This window comes from Ramlibacter monticola, from assembly GCF_016722785.1.
Classification (GTDB): Bacteria; Pseudomonadota; Gammaproteobacteria; order Burkholderiales; family Burkholderiaceae_C; genus Ramlibacter; species Ramlibacter monticola.
The window spans coordinates 235179-258069 of the sequence record NZ_JAEQNE010000007.1; the positions used below are offsets into that span (position 1 = coordinate 235179).

The 22891-nt window shown below is 67.3% G+C and carries 22 protein-coding genes and 1 tRNA gene; 9 read left to right on the forward strand and 14 right to left on the reverse strand.

The window, feature by feature from the left end; all coding sequences use genetic code 11:
• Nucleotides 1-42: 42 nt before the first annotated feature.
• From JJ685_RS23700 to JJ685_RS23710, 3 genes are read right to left on the reverse strand one after another with little or no spacing between them, the layout of a single operon-like run.
• Nucleotides 43-1713 carry an ATP-binding protein gene (locus JJ685_RS23700; protein ID WP_201676827.1) on the reverse strand — a complete coding sequence of 557 codons (1671 nt, stop codon included), beginning with the start codon at nucleotides 1711-1713 and terminating at the stop codon, nucleotides 43-45.
• A 10-nt stretch (nucleotides 1714-1723) separates the two neighbouring features.
• On the reverse strand, nucleotides 1724-2875 hold the full coding sequence (locus tag JJ685_RS23705) for a restriction endonuclease subunit S (protein WP_201676828.1): 1152 nt from the start codon (nucleotides 2873-2875) through the stop codon (nucleotides 1724-1726).
• Nucleotides 2872-4410, reverse strand: a complete 1539-nt coding sequence (locus JJ685_RS23710) for a type I restriction-modification system subunit M (protein ID WP_201676829.1) — start codon at nucleotides 4408-4410, stop codon at nucleotides 2872-2874. The genes JJ685_RS23705 and JJ685_RS23710 overlap by 4 nt, the downstream gene beginning before the upstream one ends.
• A gap of 197 nt (nucleotides 4411-4607) precedes the next feature.
• On the opposite strand from JJ685_RS23710, the gene JJ685_RS23715 reads away from it, so the two are divergent.
• Entirely contained in the window at nucleotides 4608-4808 is a 201-nt protein-coding gene (locus JJ685_RS23715; protein ID WP_201676830.1) for a hypothetical protein, read from the forward strand.
• A gap of 156 nt (nucleotides 4809-4964) precedes the next feature.
• Here the strand turns inward: JJ685_RS23715 and JJ685_RS23720 are convergent.
• Nucleotides 4965-5051, reverse strand: a tRNA-Leu gene (locus tag JJ685_RS23720).
• 39 nt (nucleotides 5052-5090) lie between these two features.
• On the opposite strand from JJ685_RS23720, the gene cysM reads away from it, so the two are divergent.
• The 4 genes from cysM to JJ685_RS23740 are packed head-to-tail and all read left to right on the forward strand — an operon-like array spanning nucleotide 5091 to nucleotide 7670.
• Nucleotides 5091-5993, forward strand: coding sequence for a cysteine synthase CysM (gene cysM, locus JJ685_RS23725; RefSeq protein ID WP_201676831.1), 903 nt, complete (start codon nucleotides 5091-5093; stop codon nucleotides 5991-5993).
• A gap of 16 nt (nucleotides 5994-6009) precedes the next feature.
• Nucleotides 6010-6540 carry an NUDIX hydrolase gene (locus JJ685_RS23730; RefSeq protein WP_201676832.1) on the forward strand — a complete coding sequence of 177 codons (531 nt, stop codon included), beginning with the start codon at nucleotides 6010-6012 and terminating at the stop codon, nucleotides 6538-6540.
• Nucleotides 6541-6549: 9 nt separating this feature from the next.
• Entirely contained in the window at nucleotides 6550-6777 is a 228-nt protein-coding gene (locus JJ685_RS23735; RefSeq protein ID WP_201676833.1) for a sulfurtransferase TusA family protein, read from the forward strand.
• A gap of 14 nt (nucleotides 6778-6791) precedes the next feature.
• Entirely contained in the window at nucleotides 6792-7670 is an 879-nt protein-coding gene (locus JJ685_RS23740; protein WP_201676834.1) for a D-hexose-6-phosphate mutarotase, read from the forward strand.
• A 3-nt stretch (nucleotides 7671-7673) separates the two neighbouring features.
• On the opposite strand, the gene galU is transcribed toward JJ685_RS23740, so the two are convergent.
• A complete protein-coding gene (gene galU / locus JJ685_RS23745; protein WP_201676835.1) occupies nucleotides 7674-8567 on the reverse strand; it encodes a UTP--glucose-1-phosphate uridylyltransferase GalU in 894 nt (297 codons plus the stop codon).
• Between the two features lie 93 nt (nucleotides 8568-8660).
• Here galU and JJ685_RS23750 point away from each other — a divergent pair, with 93 nt between their 5' ends.
• On the forward strand, nucleotides 8661-9665 hold the full coding sequence (locus tag JJ685_RS23750; RefSeq protein ID WP_201676836.1) for an NAD(P)-dependent oxidoreductase: 1005 nt from the start codon (nucleotides 8661-8663) through the stop codon (nucleotides 9663-9665).
• Here JJ685_RS23750 and JJ685_RS23755 read toward each other — a convergent pair whose 3' ends face one another.
• The 4 genes from JJ685_RS23755 to JJ685_RS23770 all read right to left on the reverse strand — a co-directional run bounded on the left by JJ685_RS23755 (nucleotide 9666) and on the right by JJ685_RS23770 (nucleotide 15118).
• Nucleotides 9666-12488 carry a valine--tRNA ligase gene (locus JJ685_RS23755; protein WP_201676837.1) on the reverse strand — a complete coding sequence of 941 codons (2823 nt, stop codon included), beginning with the start codon at nucleotides 12486-12488 and terminating at the stop codon, nucleotides 9666-9668.
• 37 nt (nucleotides 12489-12525) lie between these two features.
• The gene (locus tag JJ685_RS23760; protein WP_201676838.1) at nucleotides 12526-12714 is read right to left on the reverse strand and encodes a DUF2783 domain-containing protein; all 189 of its coding nucleotides are present in this window, start codon (nucleotides 12712-12714) and stop codon (nucleotides 12526-12528) included.
• Nucleotides 12711-14432: an FAD-dependent oxidoreductase gene (locus tag JJ685_RS23765; RefSeq protein WP_201676839.1), complete on the reverse strand. Its 1722-nt coding sequence runs from the start codon at nucleotides 14430-14432 to the stop codon at nucleotides 12711-12713. The genes JJ685_RS23760 and JJ685_RS23765 overlap by 4 nt, the downstream gene beginning before the upstream one ends.
• Before the next feature lie 68 nt (nucleotides 14433-14500).
• Nucleotides 14501-15118, reverse strand: a complete 618-nt coding sequence (locus JJ685_RS23770; protein ID WP_201676840.1) for a VOC family protein — start codon at nucleotides 15116-15118, stop codon at nucleotides 14501-14503.
• A gap of 237 nt (nucleotides 15119-15355) precedes the next feature.
• On the opposite strand from JJ685_RS23770, the gene JJ685_RS23775 reads away from it, so the two are divergent.
• The 3 genes from JJ685_RS23775 to JJ685_RS23785 all read left to right on the forward strand — a co-directional run bounded on the left by JJ685_RS23775 (nucleotide 15356) and on the right by JJ685_RS23785 (nucleotide 17827).
• Nucleotides 15356-15778, forward strand: a complete 423-nt coding sequence (locus JJ685_RS23775) for a rubrerythrin family protein (protein ID WP_187074474.1) — start codon at nucleotides 15356-15358, stop codon at nucleotides 15776-15778.
• A gap of 103 nt (nucleotides 15779-15881) precedes the next feature.
• Nucleotides 15882-17234: a (Fe-S)-binding protein gene (locus JJ685_RS23780; protein WP_201676841.1), complete on the forward strand. Its 1353-nt coding sequence runs from the start codon at nucleotides 15882-15884 to the stop codon at nucleotides 17232-17234.
• Nucleotides 17235-17236: 2 nt separating this feature from the next.
• Nucleotides 17237-17827, forward strand: coding sequence for a DUF3501 family protein (locus JJ685_RS23785; protein ID WP_201676842.1), 591 nt, complete (start codon nucleotides 17237-17239; stop codon nucleotides 17825-17827).
• Between the two features lie 3 nt (nucleotides 17828-17830).
• On the opposite strand, the gene ugpQ is transcribed toward JJ685_RS23785, so the two are convergent.
• The 5 genes from ugpQ to ugpB all read right to left on the reverse strand — a co-directional run bounded on the left by ugpQ (nucleotide 17831) and on the right by ugpB (nucleotide 22826).
• A complete protein-coding gene (ugpQ, locus tag JJ685_RS23790; protein WP_201676843.1) occupies nucleotides 17831-18565 on the reverse strand; it encodes a glycerophosphodiester phosphodiesterase in 735 nt (244 codons plus the stop codon).
• A 79-nt stretch (nucleotides 18566-18644) separates the two neighbouring features.
• Nucleotides 18645-19655, reverse strand: a complete 1011-nt coding sequence (gene ugpC, locus JJ685_RS23795) for a sn-glycerol-3-phosphate ABC transporter ATP-binding protein UgpC (RefSeq protein ID WP_201676844.1) — start codon at nucleotides 19653-19655, stop codon at nucleotides 18645-18647.
• 1 nt (nucleotide 19656) lies between these two features.
• Nucleotides 19657-20511 (reverse strand): sn-glycerol-3-phosphate ABC transporter permease UgpE, encoded by an 855-nt coding sequence (gene ugpE / locus JJ685_RS23800; protein ID WP_201676845.1) that lies wholly within the window; start codon nucleotides 20509-20511, stop codon nucleotides 19657-19659.
• Complete coding sequence (ugpA, locus tag JJ685_RS23805) at nucleotides 20511-21392, reverse strand: sn-glycerol-3-phosphate ABC transporter permease UgpA (protein ID WP_201676846.1); 882 nt, start codon at nucleotides 21390-21392, stop codon at nucleotides 20511-20513. Before ugpA ends, ugpE begins: the two co-directional genes overlap by 1 nt.
• A gap of 123 nt (nucleotides 21393-21515) precedes the next feature.
• Entirely contained in the window at nucleotides 21516-22826 is a 1311-nt protein-coding gene (gene ugpB / locus JJ685_RS23810; protein WP_201676847.1) for a sn-glycerol-3-phosphate ABC transporter substrate-binding protein UgpB, read from the reverse strand.
• Nucleotides 22827-22891: the final 65 nt, after the last annotated feature.

The window sequence follows — 22891 nt, forward strand, 5'->3', positions numbered from 1 at the left end:
TAAGCCATTGAAAAACAAGGAAAATTCAGGACGCATTGCAATTCAACCCGGCTCGTTTGCAACTGGCTGGCCGGGGCTGTAATCGGGCGGGGGCGGCCCGGGATACCAGCGCGCGGCCCGGGTCACGCCCTGCTTGTGGATGGCCTGCTCGGCCGCCAACTCGCGCAGCAGCACCTGGATCTCGCTGCGCTCCAGCGCGGGCAGCACCTGGCGGAATTCCTCCATCCGAGCACCCACCTTCCTGTTGCGTTCGATGTGCCGCAGCAGCAGCGCCTTGTTGGTGTCGCGGTCCAGGCCCTTCTTGCGCGTGTACACGCCCTTGGCGCCCATCGCCTCGTACAGGCGCTGCGACAGCAGGTAGCGCGCCGCCCGGCCCCGCCCGGTCGCTTCGACTGCGCCCATTTCCGCCAGCCGCGGCAGGCGCGAGCGCAAGGCCTCGTTCAAGGGCTGCTCGCGATGCAGGTGGTCCAGCACGAGGAAATCATGCGTAGAGAAGCCGCGCAACGTATCTTCGCCCAGTCGCTCCATGAAGCGCACGAAAGCCGGATCGCCGATCAGCCCGTTCAGGGACAGCCGCACCTCATGGGCGCTGGTGCCGGTGAAGTCTGGCAGCGGTTTGCCCTGGCGAATGGCGCGCTCGAACATCAGGTTCATGCCCTGGCCAGAGCGCTCGATCAGCCCGCAGCGGGCCAGCGCCTCCGCCAGGCGCCGGTTGCGCGGGCTTTGCTGGTCCAGCACGTTGGCCGGCGTGATGCCCGGCGGAAAGCCTCCCGGGCTCACCACCTCGAGCCGCTGGGCGAACTGGCGCACAAAGATCGAGCCACCCAGCCGGTAATCGCGATGCGTCACCGCGTTGAGCAAGGCCTCGCGCACCTGCACTTCGTCGAAGGTGGGCACTTCCAGGCGGAACAAGCCATCCTGGTAGCTTTGCCGGTCGTTGCGCAGGTTGATGCGCGTCCACAGCGCGTCGTGCCAGGCAAAGAAGCCCTCCCGGTATTCCTCGCGCTCGGCGGCTGGGCCGGAAGCTTCCGAGGAGCGGTACTCGAACACCAGTTCGGCCTGCGCGAGGTGGCGGCCCAATGCGGGCCGCGTGCCGAACAGGATCAAGGCTGCGTAGGTGACGCCGCCGTCGACTAGGAGTTCGGCGTTGGCCAGAGTTTCCGCATCGCTCCAGCCGGTCTTGCGTTCGTCGCGGGTCTTCTGCGCCCAGCGGGCACGGAAACCGGCAACGGTCGCCGGCGACAGGTCCGTCAGCGTGGCCGTCCGGCACACCTGGGCCGAGAAGTCCGGGCCGGTCTCGGCGAAGATGGCTTTCAGTTCGGCATCGCCCAAGGTGGCGAGTTCGTCGCCGGCCCGTTTCAGGTAACGCCCGTCGATTTGCCACGCCGTGCCGGGAAGGCGGCCGGGCACATGTACCACCAGCACCCGGCCTTCGGGCAGCTTCAGCTCCTCGATCGGGATGCGGTGCGACAGGCGTTGATGTAAGCCGGCCTCGGTGCGGCCCGGTTCGTCGAACGCGGCGGTGCCGACCACCGTGCGCGGGCGGCGGTCAGTGACGCCAAGGATGATCTTGCCGCCGCCTTCATTGGCCAGCGCCACGCAGTACTGCAGCAGTTTCTCGAAGTCGTAGCGCGCCTTTGCCTCCTTGAACTCCAGCCGGGTGCTCTCGGGCTCGGTGAGCCACTGCTGGAGTTGTTCGGGCGGCGTGCGCATCGGCCGAGGGCTACGAGAGTTGTCCGGAGAAGGCGCGATGTTGGAGTGAAGCGAAGAGGGCGTCCAACGCGGCTAGGGCGGTGCGGTGGCTGACCTTCAGCGCTTCGACGGCCTTGATGCGGGTGGCGAAGGTACTCTGAAGGGGGAGCGGCGGTACCGGGATTTCAAATCTCTCGAAGGCTGACTTGTTCAGGATCGGCACTGTGGTGCTGGCGGCTTGAGCCGCCATCTGACTCTTGAGAAATCGAAGCGCGGCAAGGCCGTATGCGTCATCCACGGTTTCATTCCAATCGACAGCGTTTATCTGTTGATTGAAGGCGCTCCGAACTTTGGTCATTCCCATTTTGCCAATGGTGCCGATGCAGCACACAAGTGACGCGCCCGCTCGGACTGAGTTGACTTCAACGACTCCCTCTTCGGTGAGAGTGCGCTTGGGCGGTTCATCGCATTCGAGATCGCCTGGCGTGATGAATGGCACTGCACCTCCGAACATTCCCTCCTTAGTGGACGAAGGTGTCCGGCCAGTCATCACCGTCCCGAGCGCTTTCAGCGGTTTCGAAGGCCAGGACAACGGCAACTCTCGCGGGTCCCCAAACATCTCGATGAACATGGACTCCGTGAGGCTGTCCAGTTCCGCCAAGGCTTCCCGGCGCTTCGCTCTTAGCGCATCTGCTTTGTTGAGGATCGCGGCGATGCGGCGTTGTTCAGGAAGGGGGGGGAGGGGAACCTGTAAGTTCTTAACAATCGCTTGACTGATGTTCGGCTGCGCGCCCCCAACGCCCATCGCAATGATCGCGGGGACTTGACCTGCGATCGCCCGATAGAGGTATTGGGTGTCCGCAGTCTCGGCGTCAGGCACGATGTGACATACGGCCTGGTTTGTCGTGGCTTCGACCCCAAGAATAGCAAGCCGCCCAACGGTCGCTCCGTACATGGCAAGCAAAATCGCGCCGGCAGGGACAAGCTTGACGGCGGTTTCTTTAACTGCGGCGTCGGTAACGTGCTCCTCTGTTTTGACGATCAGACCCTCACGAAGCTCACCAGATTTCACCCAGGGAATCGCGCCTCCCGCGTAGTAGCGCTCCTGTTGGCTGCGCGAAGGTGTGCTCCCGCTGCCCGTTTGGCAAAAGTCTCCGATACGGGCGGTAGGATGTCGAGTCATCCGAGCATCCCCTCAAGCTCCTTCATCCCCGCCTGAATTTCCACCTCAAGCGCAGCCAACCTCGCCAGGATCTCCTTCGGCGGCCGATGCTCCACCGCGTCGTGGACCACGTCCTTGTACCGATTGATCGACAGGTCATACCCGTTGCCAGCGATGTCCGCCTTCGGCACGCAAAAACTCTGTTCGGTCCGAGCCCTCTGCCGCTCGGCCCCATCCCGCTGCCGCCAGCGCGCCAGCACGTCGGGCAGGTTGTTCTTCGCATGCTCGGCATCGTTCAAAGCCTGCGCCGGCGTCGCACCCAACTTCGCCTCCGCCAGCAGCGGTTGGCGCTTGTCGTCCAAGCTCCAGCCGTCCGCCTCCATATCGTAGAACCACACATGGTCCGTGCCACCGGAATTGGTCTTGGTGAAGAACAGGATGGCGGTGGACACGCCCGCATACGGCTTGAACACTCCCGAGGGCAGCGACACCACGGCGTCGAGCTTGTGGTCTTCGACGATCAGGCGGCGCAGTTCCTTGTGCGCCTTGCTGCTGCCGAACAGCACGCCGTCGGGCACGATTACCGCCGCCCGGCCGCCGGGCTTCAGCAGGCGAACGAACAGGGCAAGGAACAGCAGTTCGGTCTTCTTCGTCTTGACGATGGACAGCAGGTCCTTCGCGGTGTTCTCGTAGTCCAGGCTGCCCGCGAACGGCGGGTTGGCGTGAATCAGCGTGTAGGCCTCTTCATCCGTGGCGTGGTCCTGCGCCAGCGAATCCTTGTAGCGGACGTCGGGATTGTCCACCCCGTGAAGCGCCAGGTTCATGCTGCCGATGCGCAGCATGGTGTTGTCGAAGTCGTAGCCGTGGAACATGCCGCCGTGGAAGTGCTCACGCAGTTTGGCGTCGCGGAAGATCTCGGGGTGCCGCTCGCGCAGGTACTCGCCCGCCACAACCAAGAAACCGCAGGTGCCTGCGGCCGGGTCGCAGATCACGTCCTTGGGCGTGGGCGCGGTCATCTCCACCATCAGCCGGATGATGTGTCGCGGCGTGCGGAACTGGCCGTTCTGGCCGGCGCTGGCGATCTTGCTTAGCATGTACTCGTACAGATCGCCCTTGGTGTCGCGGTCCTCCATCGGCACATGATCGATCATGTCCACCACCTTGGCCAGCAGTGCGGGCGTCGGGATGGTGAAGCGGGCGTCCTTCATGTGGTGCGCAAAGGTCGAGCCGTCGCCACCCATGCTGCGCATGAAGGGGAAAACGTGCTCGCCGACCACGGTAAACATCTCCGCCGGGGCGAAGTTCTTGAACCGCGACCAGCGCAGATCCTGGTAGTCACGACCCTTGGCGTCGGCGCCCGGCGGGTAGATGCGGCGCTCGATAGGTTTGCCCAAGCGGATGGCTTTGTTTTCCTCCAGCGTGTGAAGGTCATCCAGCCGGCGCTGAAACAGCAGATAGGTGATCTGCTCGATGACCTCGATAGGGTTAGCGATGCCGCCGGACCAGAAGGCATTCCAGATGGCATCGACTTGGCTGCGTAGTTCGCCTGTGAGCATGGGGGTAAGTTGGATCTATGTCAGAGTCGTGCGGCTTGGCGCGGCCAGCGGAGGCTGGAGGGGCATGGAGCATCACGGCTGAGCACATAAGGATATCCGAGCCATTTGCACTAGCGGCCGACGTGGCACGAAGCGGTAGGAATGCACACAGTCCTGCCCCGCCCGCCAGGGTCCCGGCGTTCCGGGATGAGATGAAGGTGGACAAGGCCCTCTGGAGCGCATGTCAGAGCGAGTGGGGGCAGGGCGGTGGATACAAAGACCGCGTCGCCGCGCACAACCGGTACTGGTTCCAGCAGGATGAGCACCTAGACCTGGAAGGCGAGCTGGTGGACATGATCCAACGGGAATGGAGCGGGGCGCTCGCACGAGTGGAGGGGCTGCGAGGGTCGGACGACTAAGTTGAGGAGGTGCCGACGCGGCCGAGATCAGTCTCACATGTGCCGGCTTTGTCCCGGCCGGCCCGACAGGGATCCAAACCTGTCCGACTGGCCATGCGGAAACCCCGAGGAAATCGGATGCGGAAATCCGCTCCTATTTCCATAGCTGAAAACCGTTGGTGCCGGAGGCCGGAATCGAACCGGCACGGTGTTGCCACCGGCAGATTTTGAGTCTGCTGCGTCTACCGATTTCGCCACTCCGGCGGGAAAAAGAGGCGCGCGAAATTATGGCACAGTGAGGTCATGAACTACCCCACGATCGAGGACGCGATTGGTCGTACGCCCCTCGTGAGACTGCAGCGCGTCGGTGCGCGGGAGAACGCCGGACGCGGCAACGTGATCCTCGGCAAGCTCGAAGGCAACAACCCCGCCGGGTCCGTGAAGGACCGCCCCGCACTGTCGATGATCAAGCGCGCCGAGGAGCGCGGCGAAATCAAGCCGGGCGACACGCTCATCGAGGCGACCTCCGGCAACACCGGCATCGCGCTCGCGATGGCCGCGGCCATCCGCGGCTACCGCATGGTGCTGATCATGCCGGAAGACCTCTCCATCGAACGCGCCCAGACGATGAAGGCCTTCGGCGCCGAGCTGGTGCTCACCCCGAAGAGCGGCGGCATGGAGTACGCCCGCGACCTCGCCGAGAACATGCAGCGCGAAGGCCGGGGCCGCGTGCTCGACCAGTTCGCCAATGCCGACAACCCGCGCATCCATTTCGAGACCACCGGCCCCGAACTGTGGGAGCAGACGGAAGGCCGCATCACGCATTTCGTCTCCGCCATGGGCACGACGGGCACGATCACCGGCGTGTCGCGCTTCCTCAAGGAAAAGAACCCGGCCATCCGCATCATCGGCGCGCAACCCAGCGAAGGCTCCCGCATCCCCGGCATCCGCAAGTGGCCGGAGGAATACCTGCCCCGGATCTACGACCCGAGCGCGGTCGACGAACTGGTCCTGGTGAGCCAGGACGAGGCCGAGGAGATGTGCCGCCGGCTGGCGCGCGAGGAAGGCATCTTCGGCGGCATCTCGGCCGCCGGCGCCTGCTGGGTCGCGCTGCAGCTCGCGCAGCAGGTGGAGAACGCCACGATCGTCTTCGTCGTCTGCGACCGCGGCGACCGCTACCTGTCCACGGGAGTGTTCCCTGCCTGAAGCCGCCGCGCCGGCCATGAGCGAGTACCGCTTCTGCCCGCAGTGCGCGACGCCCCTGCAGTGGCTCGCCCAGCAGGAGGACGGCGGCGAGCGGCAGCGCCTGCGCTGCCCCGCCTGCGCCTGGACCCACTGGAACAATCCCACGCCGGTGCTGGCCGCGGTGATCGAGTACCAGGGCCGCATCCTGCTGGCCCGCAACGCCGCGTGGACGCAGAAGATGTACGCGCTGATCACCGGCTTCATGGAAGCGGGGGAGACGCCGCGCGAGGGCATCGCGCGCGAGATCGCCGAGGAAACCAGCCTGCGCACGCGCTCCCTCGACCTGATCGGCGTCTACGACTTCCAGCGGATGAACCAGGTCATCATCGCCTACCATGCCGAGTGCGAGGGCGAGGTGAAGCTGTCCCCCGAGCTCGTGGACTACCGCCTGTTCGCCTTCGAGCAGGTGCGCTGCTGGCCCGCGGGCACGGGGCAGGCCCTCGCCGACTGGCTGCGGTCGCGCGGCCACGAACCCCAATTCATGGAGCCTCCGGCGCGCGCGTCCTGAGGAAAACAGATGCAGATCGACAAGGAAATCGACACCCGCGGGCTGAACTGCCCGCTTCCCATCCTGAAGGCCAAGAAGGCGCTCAGCGACATGCAGAGCGGCCAGCTGCTGCGGGTGATCTCCACTGACGGCGGGTCCATGCGCGACTTCCAGGCCTTCTCCAAGCAGACCGGCAACGAACTGGTGGACCAGCAGACGGTCGGCGACGAGTTCATCCACGTGCTGCGGCGGCGCTGAACGCGGCCCGCGCGATGGGGACCCAGTCGGCCGGTACGGATCGCGCGCTCGTCGCGCTGCGCAATGCCGCGGGCGACCAGGCGATCTTCAGCCTGCATGGCGCCCAGCTGCTGTCATGGAAGCCCGCCGGCGCCGGCGACCAGATCTACCTGAGCGCGCTGTCGCCGCCGACGCCCGGCAAGGCGGCGCGCGGGGGCACCCCCGTCTGCTTTCCCCAGTTCGCGGAGCGCGGGCCCCTGCCCAAGCACGGCTTCGTGCGCACCGCCCGCTGGGAGCTGGTCGCACCGGTGTCCTCCGGCGCCGTGGCCGAGGCCCGCTTCCAGGTGGATTCCGGCGCCAGCGCCCCGCGCTGGGACCATGCCTTCTGCCTCGTGCTGGTCGCACGGCTGGGCCCCGGCTGGCTCGAACTTCAGTTGCAGGCGGCCAACACCGGCCGCAGCGGCTTCGATTTCACGGCGGCGCTGCATACCTACCTGGCCGTGGACGTGCCGACCGCGCGCCTGCACGGGCTGCAGGGCTGCGAATACGAAGACAACCTCGCGGCGCTCCGGCGCGAGCGCGAACCGGGTGCCGCGCTGGCGGTCACGGGAGAGATCGACCGCGTCTACCTGCAGGTGCCGCCCGTGCTGCGCCTGCACGACGCAGCCGCGGAGCGCCGCGTCGTGCAGCAGGGATTCACGGACGCCGTCGTCTGGAATCCCGGGCCGGCCAAGGCCGCGCAGCTCGGTGACATGCCGCCCGCGGACTGGGAGCGCATGGTGTGCATCGAGGCGGCCGCCGTCCTCCCGCCCGTGCACCTGCCGCCCGGCAAGACCTGGCGGGGGCTGCAGCGGCTGGAACTGCCGCAGCTGCCCCAGTTCGATCCGGCGCAGGTCACCCAGGCCGGCGCCTGAAGTTCAGGCCGAAAGGTCCAATCCGCGCAGGTATTCGCGGAAGCCGGCGCCAACTTCCGGATGGCGCATGGCGAATTCGACACTGGCTTCCAGGAAGCCGTGCTTGCTGCCGCAGTCGAACCGCCGGCCCTCGTACTGGTAGGCGTAGACGCCCTCCGGCGCGATCAGCTGCGCGATGCCGTCGGTGAGCTGGATCTCGCCGCCGCTGCCGCGAGGCTGGTTCTTGATCGCATCGAAGACCGCGGGGGTCAGCACGTAGCGGCCGGAGACGCCCATGCGGGAGGGCGCGTGCTCGGGCGAGGGCTTTTCCACCATCTGCTGCACCTTCACCAGCCGCTCGCCGGCCGGGGTGCCGGCCACGATGCCGTAGCGCTTGACGTGCTCCAGCGGCACTTCCTGCACCGCGATCACGGAAGCCTGCACCTGGCGGAACACTTCCACCATCTGGGCCAGCACGCCGGGACCGCCGGCCAGGCCGGTCATCAGGTCGTCGGCCAGCAGCACGGCGAAGGGCTCGTCGCCGACGATCGGGCGCGCGCACAGCACCGCGTGGCCCAGGCCGAGCGAGCGGGGCTGCCGCACGTAGGTGCAGTCCATGTCCTCGGGGGTCAGGGAGCGCACCACCGACAGCAGTTCCGCCTTGCCCGCGGCCTCCAGCTCGTTCTCCAGCTCGTAGGCCGTGTCGAAATGGTCCTCGATGGCGCGCTTGTTGCGGCCGGTGACGAAGACCATGTGGCGGATGCCGGCCTCGTAGGCCTCCTCCACGGCGTACTGGATCAGCGGCTTGTCGACGATCGGCAGCATCTCCTTGGGCTGGGCCTTGGTGGCGGGAAGGAAGCGCGTGCCGAGCCCGGCGACCGGAAAAACAGCCTTGTTGACATTCGTGAAGTTTTTCATCGACCACCTGTAGAGTAGTGGTTAGAGTGTACTGACGGGTCCGCGACAGTGCAGGGAAACGAACCGCACCCGGTTCTGAAACGAGATTCTGCTTTGGAAATCCTTCTGCTCGAGCGACTGGCTCCCGACGCGCAGGCCTGGCTGCAGGCGCGGCACCGGGTCGGCTTCCGGCCCGAACTGGCCGAGGACGCCGGCGCCCTGCGCCGCGAGCTGTACAACGTGCAGGCGCTCGTCCTGCCGCGCAAGATCGTCGTCACCCGGGAAATGCTGGATTTCTCCCCCGTCCTGCGCGCCGTCGCGCGGCTGCACGTGGGCACCGAGAACACCGACCTCGAAGCCTGCCGGGACCACCGGATCCGGGTGATCCAGGGACGGCACGCGCACGTGCGCTCCAATGCCGAATACCTGCTGGCCAGCCTGCTGCTGCTGATGCGGCGCGGCATCGGCGCGGCGCTGAAGGGCGAACGCGACGCGCCTCCCCTGATGGGCCGCGAGCTGCACGGCAGCGTGGTCGGCATCCTGGGCCTCGCGCCGGCCGCCCACGCGCTCGCGATGATGCTGCATGGCCTCGGCGCGCGGCTGATCGGCTACGACCCGGCGGTGCACCACACCGCCTCGGTCTGGCATCGCCTGCACATCGAACCGGTGGGCCTGCAGGAAATGCTGTCGATGGCCGACGCCGTGTCGGTGCAGGTCCTGTACGCCTCGCGTTTCCAGGGCTTCCTGAACGAGAAGGTGCTGGCCCATTGCAAGCCCGGCCAGCTCTGGGTGGCCACCACGCGGTCCCGGATCTTCGATCCCAACGCGTTCGCGCAGGCCCTGAAGGACGGGCGCATCGAAGCAGCCATGCTCGATGGCGCGGAAGCGGGTTTCGCCGGCAAGGGCACGCCGCTGGCCGACCTGCCCAACCTGTACCTCACGCCGCGCATCGGTTCGCTGACGCACGAATCCCGCCTGCGGGCGAGCTGGTACGTCGCCCAGAAGCTGCACGAAACGCTGACCACGCCGCGCAGCACCGGGCTCGACACCATCCTCAGCGGCCCGGTGCCGCTCGACGACGACGGGGCGGCGACGCCCTCCGCGCCGGGCCCCGTCTGATCAGCCGAGCCGCTGCAGCTGCGCCTGCATCTTCTGCAGGGTGGCGGTGAAGTCGGCGATGCGCTTGCGTTCCTGCTCGATCACCGCCGGCGGCGCCTTGGCCACGAAGGCTTCGTTGGCGAGCTTGCCGTTCGCCTTGGCCAGTTCGCCCTGCAGGCGGCCGACCTCCTTCGCGAGGCGCGCCTTCTCGGCGGCCACGTCGATCTCCATGTACAGGCACAGGCGCGCGTCGCCCGCCACGGCGACCGGCGCCACGCCCGCCGCCGCCGCCCACGCGGCCTCGTCGTCGAAGATGCGCACTTCGCTCAGCTTCGCCAGCGCCTGCAGCACGGGCGCGGCCTCGCGCATGAAGGCCGCGTCGCCGACCACGTAGGCCGGCAGCCGCGTGCCGGGCGACACGTTCATCTCGCCGCGCAGGTTGCGGCAGGCGTCGACCACGCCCTTGAGCCGCGCCATCCAGGCTTCCGCCTCGGGATGCACGTTCGCGGCGTTGGACTCGGGGTAGGGCGCGACGCTGACCGACTCGCCCGGCTTGCCGGCCACCGGGGCGACCTTCTGCCACAGCTCCTCGGTGATGAAGGGGATCACCGGGTGCGCCAGGCGCAGGATCGCTTCCAGCACGCGGATCAGCGTGCGGCGGGTGCCGCGCTGCTGCGCCGCATCGCCCGTCTGCACCTGCACCTTGGCGATCTCCAGGTACCAGTCGCAGTACTCGTCCCAGACGAACTGGTAGATGGTGTTGGCGACGTTGTCGAGGCGGTATTCCTCGAAGCCCTTCGCCACCTCGCCCTCGGCCTTCTGCAGCAGCGAGATGATCCAGCGGTCGGCGGCGGTGAGCGTGGCGTCCTGCTCCGACAGGTCCTGCCCCTCGCAGTTCATCAGCACGAAGCGGGTCGCGTTCCAGAGCTTGTTGCAGAAGTTGCGGTAGCCCTCACAGCGCTTCGCATCGAAGTTGATCGACCGGCCCAGCGTCGCCAGCGCGGCGAAGGTGAAGCGCAGCGCGTCGGCGCCGTAGGCGGGAATGCCCTCGGGGAATTCCTTCTCGGTGTTCCTGCGCACGGTGGGCGCCGTCTCGGGCTTGCGCAGGCCCGTGGTGCGCTTTTCCAGCAGCGGCGACAGCGCGATGCCGTCGATCAGGTCGACCGGGTCGAGCACGTTGCCTTCCGACTTGCTCATCTTCTTGCCGTGCGAGTCGCGCACCAGGCCGTGGATGTAGACGTGGCGGAAGGGCACCTGGCCGGTGAAGTGGGTCGTCATCATGATCATCCGGGCGACCCAGAAGAAGATGATGTCGTAGCCCGTCACCAGCACCGTGGACGGCAGGTACAGGTCCAGCTCCGGCGTCTTCGCCGGCCAGCCCAGCGTCGAGAAGGGGACCAGCGCCGACGAATACCAGGTGTCCAGCACGTCGGGGTCGCGCGTGAGCGTGCGACCCGGGGCCTGCGCCTGGGCCTCGGCCTCGCTGGCGGCCACGTACACGTTGCCCTGCTCGTCGTACCAGGCCGGGATCTGGTGGCCCCACCAGAGCTGGCGCGAGATGCACCAGTCCTGGATGTTGTTCATCCACTGGTTGTAGGTGTTGACCCAGTTCTCGGGCACGAAGCGCACCGCACCGCTCTCTACCGCGGCGATCGCCTTCTGGGCGATCGACTGGCCGGTGGGGTCCTGGTCGCTGACCTTCGTCATCGCCACGAACCACTGGTCCGTCAGCATCGGCTCCACCACCTGGCCCGTGCGGGCGCAGCGCGGCACCATCAGCTTGTGCTTCTTCGTCTCGGCGAGCAGGCCGCGGGCTTCCAGGTCCTTCACGACCTGCTTGCGGGCCTCGAAGCGGTCCATGTCGCGGTAGGCGGCCGGGGCGTTGTCGTTGATCCGGGCGTCCAGCGTCAGCACGCCGATCATCGGCAGCCTGTGGCGCTGGCCCACGAGGTAGTCGTTCGGGTCGTGCGCCGGCGTCACCTTCACCACGCCGGTGCCGAACTCGCGGTCCACGTACTCGTCGGCGATCACGGGGATGGCGCGGTCGCACAGGGGAAGCTCCACCGTCTTGCCCACCAGGTGCCGGTAGCGCTCGTCCTCGGGGTGGACCATGACGGCGACGTCGCCCAGCATGGTCTCGGGGCGCGTGGTCGCCACCGTCAGCTGGCCGGAGCCGTCGCTGAGCGGGTAGTGGATGTGCCAGAGGAAGCCGTCCTCCTCCTCGCTCTCCACCTCCAGGTCGGACACGGCGGTCTTGAGCTCGGGGTCCCAGTTGACCAGGCGCTTGCCGCGGTAGATCAGGCCCTGCTGGTACAGCTGCACGAAGGTCTCGGTCACGACCTTCGAGAGCTTCTCGTCCATCGTGAAGTACTCGTGCGACCAGTCCACGCTGTCGCCCATGCGGCGCATCTGCATGGTGATGGTGTTGCCGGACTTCTCCTTCCACTCCCACACCTTCTGCACGAAGGCGCCGCGGCCCAGGTCGTGGCGGCTGAGCCCCTGCTCCTGCAGCTGGCGCTCCACCACGATCTGCGTGGCGATGCCCGCGTGGTCGGTGCCGGGCAGCCAGAGGGCGTTGAAGCCGCGCATCCGGTGGTAGCGCGTCAGGCTGTCCATGATGGTCTGGTTGAACGCGTGGCCCATGTGCAGGGTGCCGGTCACGTTCGGGGGCGGCAGCTGGATGGCGAAGGCGGGCTCTGCCTCCCGGGCCGCGCCGGTGCCGCGGTAGCCCGCCCTGGCGTAGCCGCGCTGTTCCCACAGCGGGCCCCACCTGGCCTCGATGGCGGCGGGCTCGAAAGACTTGGAGAGGCTGTTCAGCCCGGGTTGTTCGGTGTCGGTGCTCACCCGGGGATTTTAAGAGGGCGGCGCCGCGCCCTCCGGTTCAGGAAGGAAAGGCCTTGGCCGCCTCCACGCACTCCTTCAGCACCTTGGCGTCGCCGACCTGGTTGGCCAGGAGGAGCACGAGCCGCGCATTGAGCATCGCGGACTGCTCGGCGCTCAGGTCCTGGTGGGCGTCGAGCAGCTGCTCGTAGAAGGCGTCGGCGTCCTGGAAGTTCAGTTGCGTCTTCATGCGGTTTCCTCCTCCAGGGCCGTGCCAAGGGCCTTGCCGACGGCGTGCACCAGCGTGGCATCCACGCTCTCGCCCGTGGCGGCGACGTAGCTGTCCGGCCGCAGCAGCGCCCAGGCATGGCCGAACACGTGGCAGGCGCCCTGCAGGTGGTCCCGGTTGTCCCGGATCCACTCCGTCGCCCCGGGGCGGTCGTCCGGCCCCAGCACCTGCACCGCGCGCACCGGCGCCATGCGCGTGATCTCGGACAGGCGCTGCAGCGCCGCCGGGCTGGTCGAGCCGAACACCAGCACCAGCAGGCAGCCGTCGGCCCAGCGCAGCAGGTCGTTGACCGTGCCGGGTGCGCCGTCGGGCCACTCGAAGGCCACGTTCTGCACCGACAGGCCGCCGGTGGGCTCGCAGGCGCTGGAGCGGGTGTAGGGGTTGGCGATCGCCATGCGGCCGGTGTTCACCAGCTGGCGCGCGAACATGTACTGGCGCGCCAGGCTCAGGGTCGCGTCGCGGAACATCTTCTCGGTCGTCGTGGCCGGGCGCAGGAAGCGCGCCGTGCGGTTGGTGACCTTGACGTTCTGCTGCGCGGCCTCGTGCCGCTCCTCGTGGTAGCTGTCCAGGAGCGCCGGGGCGGCGCGGCCCTTCAGGACGGCGGCCAGCTTCCAGGCCAGGTTGTCGGCGTCGGCGATGCCCGTGTTGCCGCCGCGGGCGCCGAACGGGCTCACCACCTTGGCGGCATCGCCCATGAAGAACACGCGGCCGTGCCGCATGCGGTCCACGCACTCGCTGCGGTAGGCGTAGGGGCCGACCCACACGATCTCGACTTCCGCGTCGGGCCCGAACTGGCGCACGAGGCGCTCGCGCACCACCTCCTCGCGGCTGGCCTCGGCCGGGTCGGAATCGGGCGCCATCTGGTAGTCGATGCGCCAGACGTTGTCGCCCATGAGGTGCTGCCACACGGCGCGGTTGTCGTTGAACGGCGCCTCGATCCAGGTGTGGCGCTCCACCGGCGGGTGCTTGGTGAAGCGCACGTCGGCGATGCACCAGCGGTCGTCGCCCTTCTTCGCCGCGACGGAGGCGCCCGCCCACTCGCGGAAGGGGCTGTGGGAGCCGGTCGCGTCGATCACGTGGTCGGCGCGGATCTGGTAGTCACCGGCCGGGGTGGTGACGGTGAGCGTCGCGCACTCGTTGTCCTGCGAGAAGGCGGTGACACGGTTCTTCCAGCGCAGTTCGACGTTGCCGTGCTCGTAGATGCGCTCCACGAGATAGCCCTCGATGTAGAACTGCTGGATGTTGATGAAGGCCGGCTGGGTCGACAGGTTGAAGGCGCCCTGCTGCTTCAGGTCGAAGGAATAGACCTCGTCCTGGCCGGCGAAGGTGCGGCCCACGCTCCACTGGATGCCCCGGGCCGCGATGCGCTCGTAGACGCCCAGGCGCTGGAAGATCTCCAGCGACTTCTGCGTGTAGCAGATGCCCCGCGAGGAGGCCCCCTTGACGCCGACCGTGTTGTCCTCGTCCAGCAGGACGGCGCTGATCCCGTACTGGGCCAGCGCGCAGGCCAGGGTGAGGCCCGTGATGCCGCCGCCCACGATCACGATCTCGTGGTGGCTGGGCTGGCCGCCGGCGATCTCCGGCGGTTCCTTGAAGGGGTATTCGGGCAGCTCGTAGCCGCTGCCCTGGGTGAATTCGTAGCCGTTGGAATACGCCGTCTCGGCGTAGTGGTCCGCCATCGTGAGCTCCTCCTCGCAGGGTTCCCATCCTAGCGGGACATGCTTACTTCCCAGCGGGACCTGCTTACTTATTTGTTCGCGAACTCCGGCCGGTCGTTCTGCTGCGGCTTCAGCGGCGCGTCGCCCTTGCCCGCGGCGCGGTCCCGTCGCCACTGTTCCTTGCGCGCCGTCCACTCGCGCAGGCGGGCGTGGGCCGTCCGGCTTTCCTGCAGCATCTGGAATTCGTCCGCGAGCTGCGCGGTCAGCTCCAGCCGGATCCCGTTCGGGTCGAAGAAATAGATGCTGTGGAAGATGTGGTGGTCCGTGATGCCCAGCACTTCCACGCCGTGGGCCTCCAGCCGCGCCTTCATGTCCTGCAGCGCCTGGATCGAATCGACGCGGAAGGAGATGTGGTTGACCCACTTCGGCGTGTTGGGCGAGGGCTCGCAGGCCTGGTCGTCGCCGAGGTCGAAGAAGGCGATGAACGAGCCGTCCTGCAGGCGGAAGAAGAAATGCGTGTACGGGCAGTATTCGCCCGTGCTCGGAACGTGGTCGCTCTGGATGATGTGGTACAGCGGCAGCCCCAGGATGTCCTCGTAGAAATGGCGCGTCTCCTCCGCATCGCGTGCGCGGTAGGCGTAATGGTGCAACTGCTGGATGGGCGCGGGTGCGGGCAGGGCGCCGGGCGCCCGGAGAACGGCGGCCATGGGACTTCCTCGTTCGGCGATGGGGACGGATTCACTTTACCGGAATGACCTTGTTGCGCCTTGCCATCATCGCCCGGCAGGATGTAAAGTGTTATCAATTCGATTGCGTCAATAGTCTATGGCAATGGCTCGCATTGACTGCGGCTATTAGACGGCGCCCCCCGTGCTCACTACGCTTGTTGCGTCTTCGGCATCGCCGGGGCAGGCACCGTGTCCACCACCACGCAGGAGATATCCATGGCAGCACTGAAGGGATCGAAGACGGAAGAGAACCTGAAGGCCGCGTTCGCGGGCGAGTCGCAGGCCAACCGTCGCTACCTCTACTTCGCCAACAAGGCCGACGTGGAGGGCCAGAACGACGTGGCGGCGCTGTTCCGCTCCACCGCCGAAGGCGAGACCGGGCATGCCCACGGCCACCTGGAGTGGCTGGAGCAGGTCGGCGATCCGGCCACCGGCCTGCCCATCGGCAGCACGCGCGACAACCTCAAGGCCGCCGTCGCCGGCGAGACCCACGAGTACACCGACATGTACCCGGGCATGGCCCGGACCGCGCGCGAGGAAGGCTTCGACGAGATCGCCGACTGGTTCGAGACTCTCGCCAAGGCCGAGCGCTCGCACGCCAACCGCTACACCAAGGCCCTGAACGAGCTGGCCGACTGAGCGGCTTGCTCCCCGGCATTCCTCCCTCTCCCCCTGGGAGAGGGCTGGGGTGAGGGCGCGCAGCCGTCCCCTCACCCCAGCCCTTCCTGCGAGAACAAGCACCATGTCCGTCCGCGAAGGCAGTCTCGAGGCGCCCACGCGCCACCCGATCGACTGGAAGAACCCCGAGTTCTACGACGAGGAGAAGTGCTTCAAGGAGCTGGAGCGCATCTTCGACATCTGCCACGGCTGCCGCCGCTGCGTCAGCCTGTGCAAGTCCTTCCCGACCCTGTTCGACCTGGTGGACGGGGGCAAGACGGGCGAGGTGGACGGGGTCGCGCGGCAGGACTACTGGAAGGTGGTGGACCACTGCTACCTGTGCGACCTGTGCTACATGACCAAGTGCCCCTACGTCCCGCCGCACCAGTGGAACGTGGACTACCCGCACACCATGCTGCGCGCCAAGGCGATCAAGTTCCGCCAGGGCGGCGTCGATGCCGGGGCGAAGTTCCTCGCCTCCACCGACGTGCACGGGCAGTTCGCCGGCATCCCCATCGTGACGCAGGTCGCCAATGCCGTGAGCCACACCAGGCCGGCGCGCGCGGCGCTGGAGAAGGCGCTGCACGTCGACCGGCACGCCTGGCTGCCCTCGCTGGCCACGCGGCGCTTCCGCAGCGCCGCACCCAAGTCGGGCGAACTGCCGGTCCGGGACGGCGAGCGCACGCCCGGCAAGGTGGCCGTCTACGCCACCTGCTACGTGAACTACAACGAGCCGGGCATCGGCCTGGACCTGCTGAAGGTCCTGAAGCACAACGACATCCCCTACGTGGTGGTCAGCAAGGAGAAGTGCTGCGGCATGCCGAAGCTGGAGCTCGGCGACCTGGAGTCGGTGGACGCGGGCAAGCGCGCCAACATCCCCGTGCTCGCGAAGTACGCGCGCGAGGGCTGGGCCATCGTCTCCCCCGTGCCGAGCTGCACACTCATGTTCAAGCAGGAGATCCCGCTGATGTACCCCGACGAAGCCGAGGTCCAGGCCGTCAAGGAGGCGATGTGGGATCCCTTCGAATACCTCGCGGCGCGGCGGCGGGACGGCCTGCTCAAGACCGAATTCCCGCAGCCGCTGGGCAAGGTCAGCTACCACGTGCCCTGCCACCAGCGGGTGCAGAACATCGGCCGCAAGACCGAGGAACTGCTCAAGATGATCCCCGGCACCACGGTGCACACCAACGAGCGTTGCTCCGGCCACGCCGGCACCTACGGCGTGAAGAAGCCCACGCACGAGGCCGCCATGCAGATCGGCAAGCCCCTGTTCAAGCGGATGGCGGAGCACCCGCAGGGCGGCGCGCCCGACTACGTCAGCTCCGACTGCGCGCTCGCCGGGCACCACATCGGCCAGGGATTCGACGTGAACGCACTGGGCAGCCCGCAGCTGCAGCATCCGCTGACGCTGCTGCGCATCGCCTACGGACTGGAATGACCATGCAACTGACCGGCAGGATCGCGCCCGACAACCTGATGACGCTGGAGGCGTATGCCAGGTGGCGCAAGCAGCACAAGCCGGAGGTGATCGCCCACCGCAAGCTGCGCAGCGTGGCGCTGGGCGAGCACGTCACGGTGCAGTTCGAGAGCGAGCTGACCATGCGCTACCAGATCCAGGAGATGCTGCGCCTCGAGAAGATCTTCGAGGAGGAGGACATCCAGGCGGAGATCGACACCTACACGCCCCTGGTGCCGGACGGCGGCAACTGGAAGTCCACGATGCTGATCGAGTACCCGGACGTGAACGAGCGCCAGCGCGAGCTGGCCCGCCTGATCGGCGTGGAGGACCGCATGTTCGTCGAGGTGGAGGGCCACCCGCGTGTCTACGCCATCGCCGACGAGGACCTGGAGCGCGAGAACGAGGAGAAGACCTCCGCGGTGCACTTCCTGCGCTTCGAGCTCACGGGCCCGATGCGCGACGCGGTGAAGGCCGGGGCGGGCGTGAAGCTGGGATGCGACCACACGAACTACCCGGCCCATGTGGCGGTGGGGCCGGAGACGCTCGCCTCCCTGGCCGGGGATCTGAAGTGAGGTTCAGGCCGGGGGGAACAGCTCGACCCGGTCCGTGATGATCCCGTCCGTGCCCAGCGCGATCAGCCGCTGCGCGGCCCATTCGTCGTTCACCGTGTAGCTCAGGCAGCGCATCCCCGCGCCCTGCACCTGCGCCACCGTCTGCGCATCCCACAAGGCGTGGTTGCACACGATCGCCACGCAGTCGAGCGCGCGCGCGGTGTCGAACCAGCCTTCCCACAGGGTGTCCAGCAGCAGCCCTCGCGGCAGTTCCGGACGGGCCGCCCGGGCCGCCTGCAGCGACTCGGGCCGGAACGAGGTGAGCAGCGGCGGCACCGCCTCGCCCGCCCAGATCCGCGCCGCGTACTGCGCGACCACCTCGCCGGTCTCCCGCTCCAGGCCGGGCGTCGGCTTGATCTCGATGTTCAGGAAATGGCGGTTGGCCAGGCAGAAGCGCGCGATGTTCTCGAAGGTCGGCAGCGGCTCGCCGGCATGGGCGCGCGAATGCCAGCTGCCGGCGTCCAGGCGCGCGAGCTGGTCCCAGGGCTGGTCGCCGCCCAGGCCGATGCCGTTGGTGGTGCGCTCCAGCGTCGCGTCGTGCATCAGGAAGGGCACGCCGTCCGCCGACAGTTTCACGTCGCATTCGAACATGCGGTAGCCATGCGCCGCGCCGAGCCGGAAGGCGGCCAGCGTGTTCTCCGGCGCCAGGCTGCCGGCCCCCCGGTGCGCGATCCAGCGCGGATACGGCCAGGACGTCATGGAGCCCCCACGCTTGTCACTTCGTGGACTGCGCTGCGCCCCGAGGGGGCGTTCGCACCTTCGGGCGGCCCGAAGGTGCTCATGCCGCGATCCTCCGGCCGCTGCTGGCATCGAACCAGTGCAGCCGGTCGGCGCGCGGGCGCACCCGGATCACCTGCCCCGCGGCGGGCACCCGGTGGTCTTCCTCCACCCGCACGATGATCGGCTCCTCGCCCACCCGGCCGTAGATCAGGCGCTCGGCGCCCAGCAGCTCCACGGTGTCGGTGCGCATCTCCCAGCCGCCGTCGCCGACGTCCAGGTGCTCGGGCCGCACGCCCAGCAGCGCGCCCGCGCGGCCGCCGGGCACGTCCTTCAGCAGGTTCATGGGCGGCGAGCCGATGAAGCTGGCGACGAAGGTCGAGGCCGGGCGGTGGTACACCTCCTCCGGCGTGCCGAACTGCTCCATGCGGCCGGCGTTCATCACGATCATGCGCTGCGCGAGCGTCATGGCCTCGACCTGGTCGTGCGTCACGAACAGCGAGGTGATGCCCAGCTCGGCGTGAAGCTTCTGGATCTCGATGCGGGTCTGCGCGCGCAACTTGGCGTCGAGGTTGGACAGCGGCTCGTCGAACAGGAACACCTGCGGCTGGCGCACGATGGCGCGGCCCATGGCGACGCGCTGGCGCTGGCCGCCGGAGAGCTGGCGCGGCTTGCGTTCCAGCAGGTGCCCCAGTTCCAGGATCGCCGCCGCCTTGTCCACCCGGGCCCGGATCTCCGCGACAGGCAGCTTGCGGATCTTCAGGCCGTAGGCCATGTTGTCGAATACGCTCATGTGCGGATACAGCGCGTAGTTCTGGAACACCATCGCGATGTCGCGCTCCGCCGGCTCGAGCTCGTTGACGACGCGGCCGCCGATCGCGATCTCGCCCCCGCTGATCTCCTCGAGGCCCGCCACCATGCGCAGCAGGGTGGATTTGCCGCAGCCCGAAGGCCCGACGATCACCACGAACTCGCGGTCCGAGACCTCGGCATCGATGCCGTGCAGCACCTGCAGTTCGTGCCGGCCCTTGCCGTAGCGCTTGACGACGTTGCGCAGAGAAATGGCTGCCATCTTATTTTTCGGTGTCCACGAGGCCCTTGACGAACTGCTTCTGCATCAGCACCACCACCAGCCCCGGCGGGATCATCGCGAGGATGGCGGTGGCCATCACCACGTTCCACTCGACGTAGACCTCGCCGAAGATGGCGCGCTTGATCCCCAGCACCACCGGGTACATGTCCTCGCTGGTGGTCACGAGCAGCGGCCAGAGGTACTGGTTCCAGCCGTAGATGAACTGGATCACGAACAGGGCCGCGATCGAGGTGCGCGACAGCGGCAGCAGCACGTCGCGGAAGAAGCGCATCGGCCCGGCGCCGTCCATGCGCGCCGCCTCCACCAGTTCGTCGGGCACGGTGAGGAAGAACTGCCGGAACAGGAAGGTCGCGGTGGCGGAGGCGATCAGCGGCACCGTGAGGCCGGCATAGGTGTTCAGCATGCGCAGGTCCGCCACCACCTGGTAGGTCGGCCCGATGCGCACCTCCACCGGCAGCATCAGGGTGACGAAGATCATCCAGAACACCAGGCTGCGCAGCGGGAAGCGGAAGTAGACGATCGCGAACGCCGACAGCAGCGAGATGGCGATCTTGCCCAGCGCGATGGTCATGGCGCTCACGAAGCTCACCCACAGCATCGGCGCGACGGGCGCGATGGTGGAGCCGCTGAAGGTCTTGCCGCCGAACAGGGCGAGCCGGTAGCTTTCGAGGAAGTTGCTTCCCGGGACCAGCGACAGCGGATGGCTGCTCGTGATCTGCTGGGCGGTCTGGGTGGAGCCCACCAGCGCGACGAAGACGGGGAAGACCACGATCGCCACCCCGAGGACCAGGATCAGATGGGAAACGAAGGTGAGGACGGGGCGCCGTTCGACCATCAGTACTGGACCTTCTTTTCCACGAAGCGGAACTGCACCACCGTGAGGGCGATGACGATCGCCATCAGCACCACCGACTGGGCCGCGGAGCCGTTGATGTCCAGGGCCTTGAAGCCGTCGTAGTACACCTTGTAGACTAGGATCGCCGTCTCCTTGCCGGGCCCGCCGTGGGTCGCCGCGTCGACGATGGCGAAGGTGTCGAAGAAGGCGTAGATGATGTTGATCACCAGCAGGAAGAAGGTGGTGGGCGACAGCAGCGGGAACACGATGCTCCAGAAGCGCTTCCAGGGCGAGGCGCCGTCGATGGTGGCGGCCTCGATCAGCGAATGCGGGATCGATTGCAGGCCGGCCAGGAAGAACAGGAAGTTGTAGGAGATCTGCTTCCACACCGCCGCCATCACGATCAGCGCCATGGCGTGCTTGGCGTTGAGCAGGTGGTCCCAGGGGATGCCCAGCTCCTGCAGGTAGTAGGCGATCACGCCGTAGGGCGAGGCGAACATCATCAGCCACAGCACGCCCGCGACGACGGGAGCCACCGCGTAGGGCCAGATCAGCAGGGTCTTGTAGACGTCCGCGCCGCGCAGCACGCGGTTGGCCATCACCGCCAGCAGCAGGGCGACGGCGAGCCCGGCGAAGGCGACCAGGGCCGAGAACAGCGCGGTCGTCTTGAAGGATTCGAGGTAGCTCGGGTCGTCGAACAGGCGCTGGAAGTTCTCCAGGCCCACGAATTCGCTGCTCCCGCCGAAGGCGTCCTGCTGCATCAGGCTTTGCAGCAGCGCCTGCGCCGCCGGCCAGAAGAAGAACACCAGCACGATGGCCATCTGCGGCGCCACCAGCACCCACGGCAGCCAGGCGGACTTGAATCGGACCTTCTTCTCCATGGCCTCTTATTCTCGTTCAACCAACGAACCCCTCCCCCGCCTGGCGGGGGAGGGGGCAGGGGGAGGGGGTGCCGTCAATCAGACGCGAGCAGCGTAGAACGCGTGCAGAAGGCGGCAAGACCGTCAGGTCTTGTTAGCCTTCTGAAAGCGTTCGAGTTGCTCGTTCCCGCGCTGCACCGCCGCATCCAGCGCCTCCTTCGGCGTCTTCGCCCCGCGCCACACGCCTTCCATCTCCTCGTCGATGATGGTGCGGATCTGCACGAAGTTGCCCAGGCGCACGCCGCGCGACTTGTCGGTGGTCTTGCGGATCATCTGGGTCACCGAGACGTCGCTGCCCGGATTCTTCTTGTAGAAGCCGGACTTGTCGGTCAGCTCGAACGAGGCCTTCGTCACCGGCAGGTAGCCGGTGCGCTGGTGGCTCTTCGCTGCCACGTCGGGCTGCGACAGGAACTGGAAGAACTCGCCCACGCCCTTGTATTCCTGCGGCTTCTTGCCGGACATCACCCACAGGCTGGCGCCGCCGATCACGGTGTTCTGCGGCGCGCCGGGAACATCGGGGTAGTAGGGCAGGGTGCCGATGCCGTAGGCGAACTTGCCGTTGCGCGTGACGTTGCCGTACAGCGCCGACGAGCCGGTGATCATGGCGCACTCGCCCGACACGAAGGTCGCGTCGGCCGCGTTGCCCCGGCCCTTGTAGATGAACAGGCCGCTCTTGGCCATGTTGGCCAGGTTCTCGATGTGGCGCACGTGCAGCGGCGTGTTGAACGCCAGCCGCGTGTCGAGCCCGCCGAAACCGTTGTTCCTGGTCGCGAACAGCACGTTGTGCCAGGCCGAGAAGCTTTCCAGCTGGGTCCAGCTGACCCAGCTGGTCGTGAACGGGCACTTGTGGCCGGACGCCTTGAGCTTGGCGGCTGCCAGCGCCACTTCCGGCCAGGTCTTGGGCGGCGTGTCGGGATCGAGCCCGGCGGCCTTGAAGGCGTCCTTGTTGTAGTGCAGCACCGGCGTGGAGCTGTTGAAGGGGAAGCTCAGCATCTGGCCGCTGGGGGCCGTGTAGTAGCCCGCCACCGCCGGCACATAGGCGTTCTGGTCGAACTTGAGGCCGGCGTCCGTCATCACCTTGCCCACCGGCACGATGGCGCCCTTGCTGGCCATCATGGTGGCGGTGCCGACTTCGAACACCTGCAGGATGTGGGGCGCATTGCCGGCCCGGTAGGCGGCGATGGCCGCCGTCATGGACTCGTCGTAGCTGCCCTTGAAGGTGGGCACGACCTTGTAGTTCTTCTGGCTCGCGTTGAAGTCCTTGGCGAGGTCGTTGACCCATTCGCCGAGGGCGCCGCCCATGGAATGCCACCACTGGATCTCCGTCTGGGCCTGGGCCGGGGCGGCGCCGAACAGGGCGGCCGCCAGCGCGAGGGCGGAAAACTTCGAATTCATGCAGTCGATCTCCTTCTGGGTGCCGAGCCCGACACTCTACGATCTGTTTGTGGCGCGGATTAGAC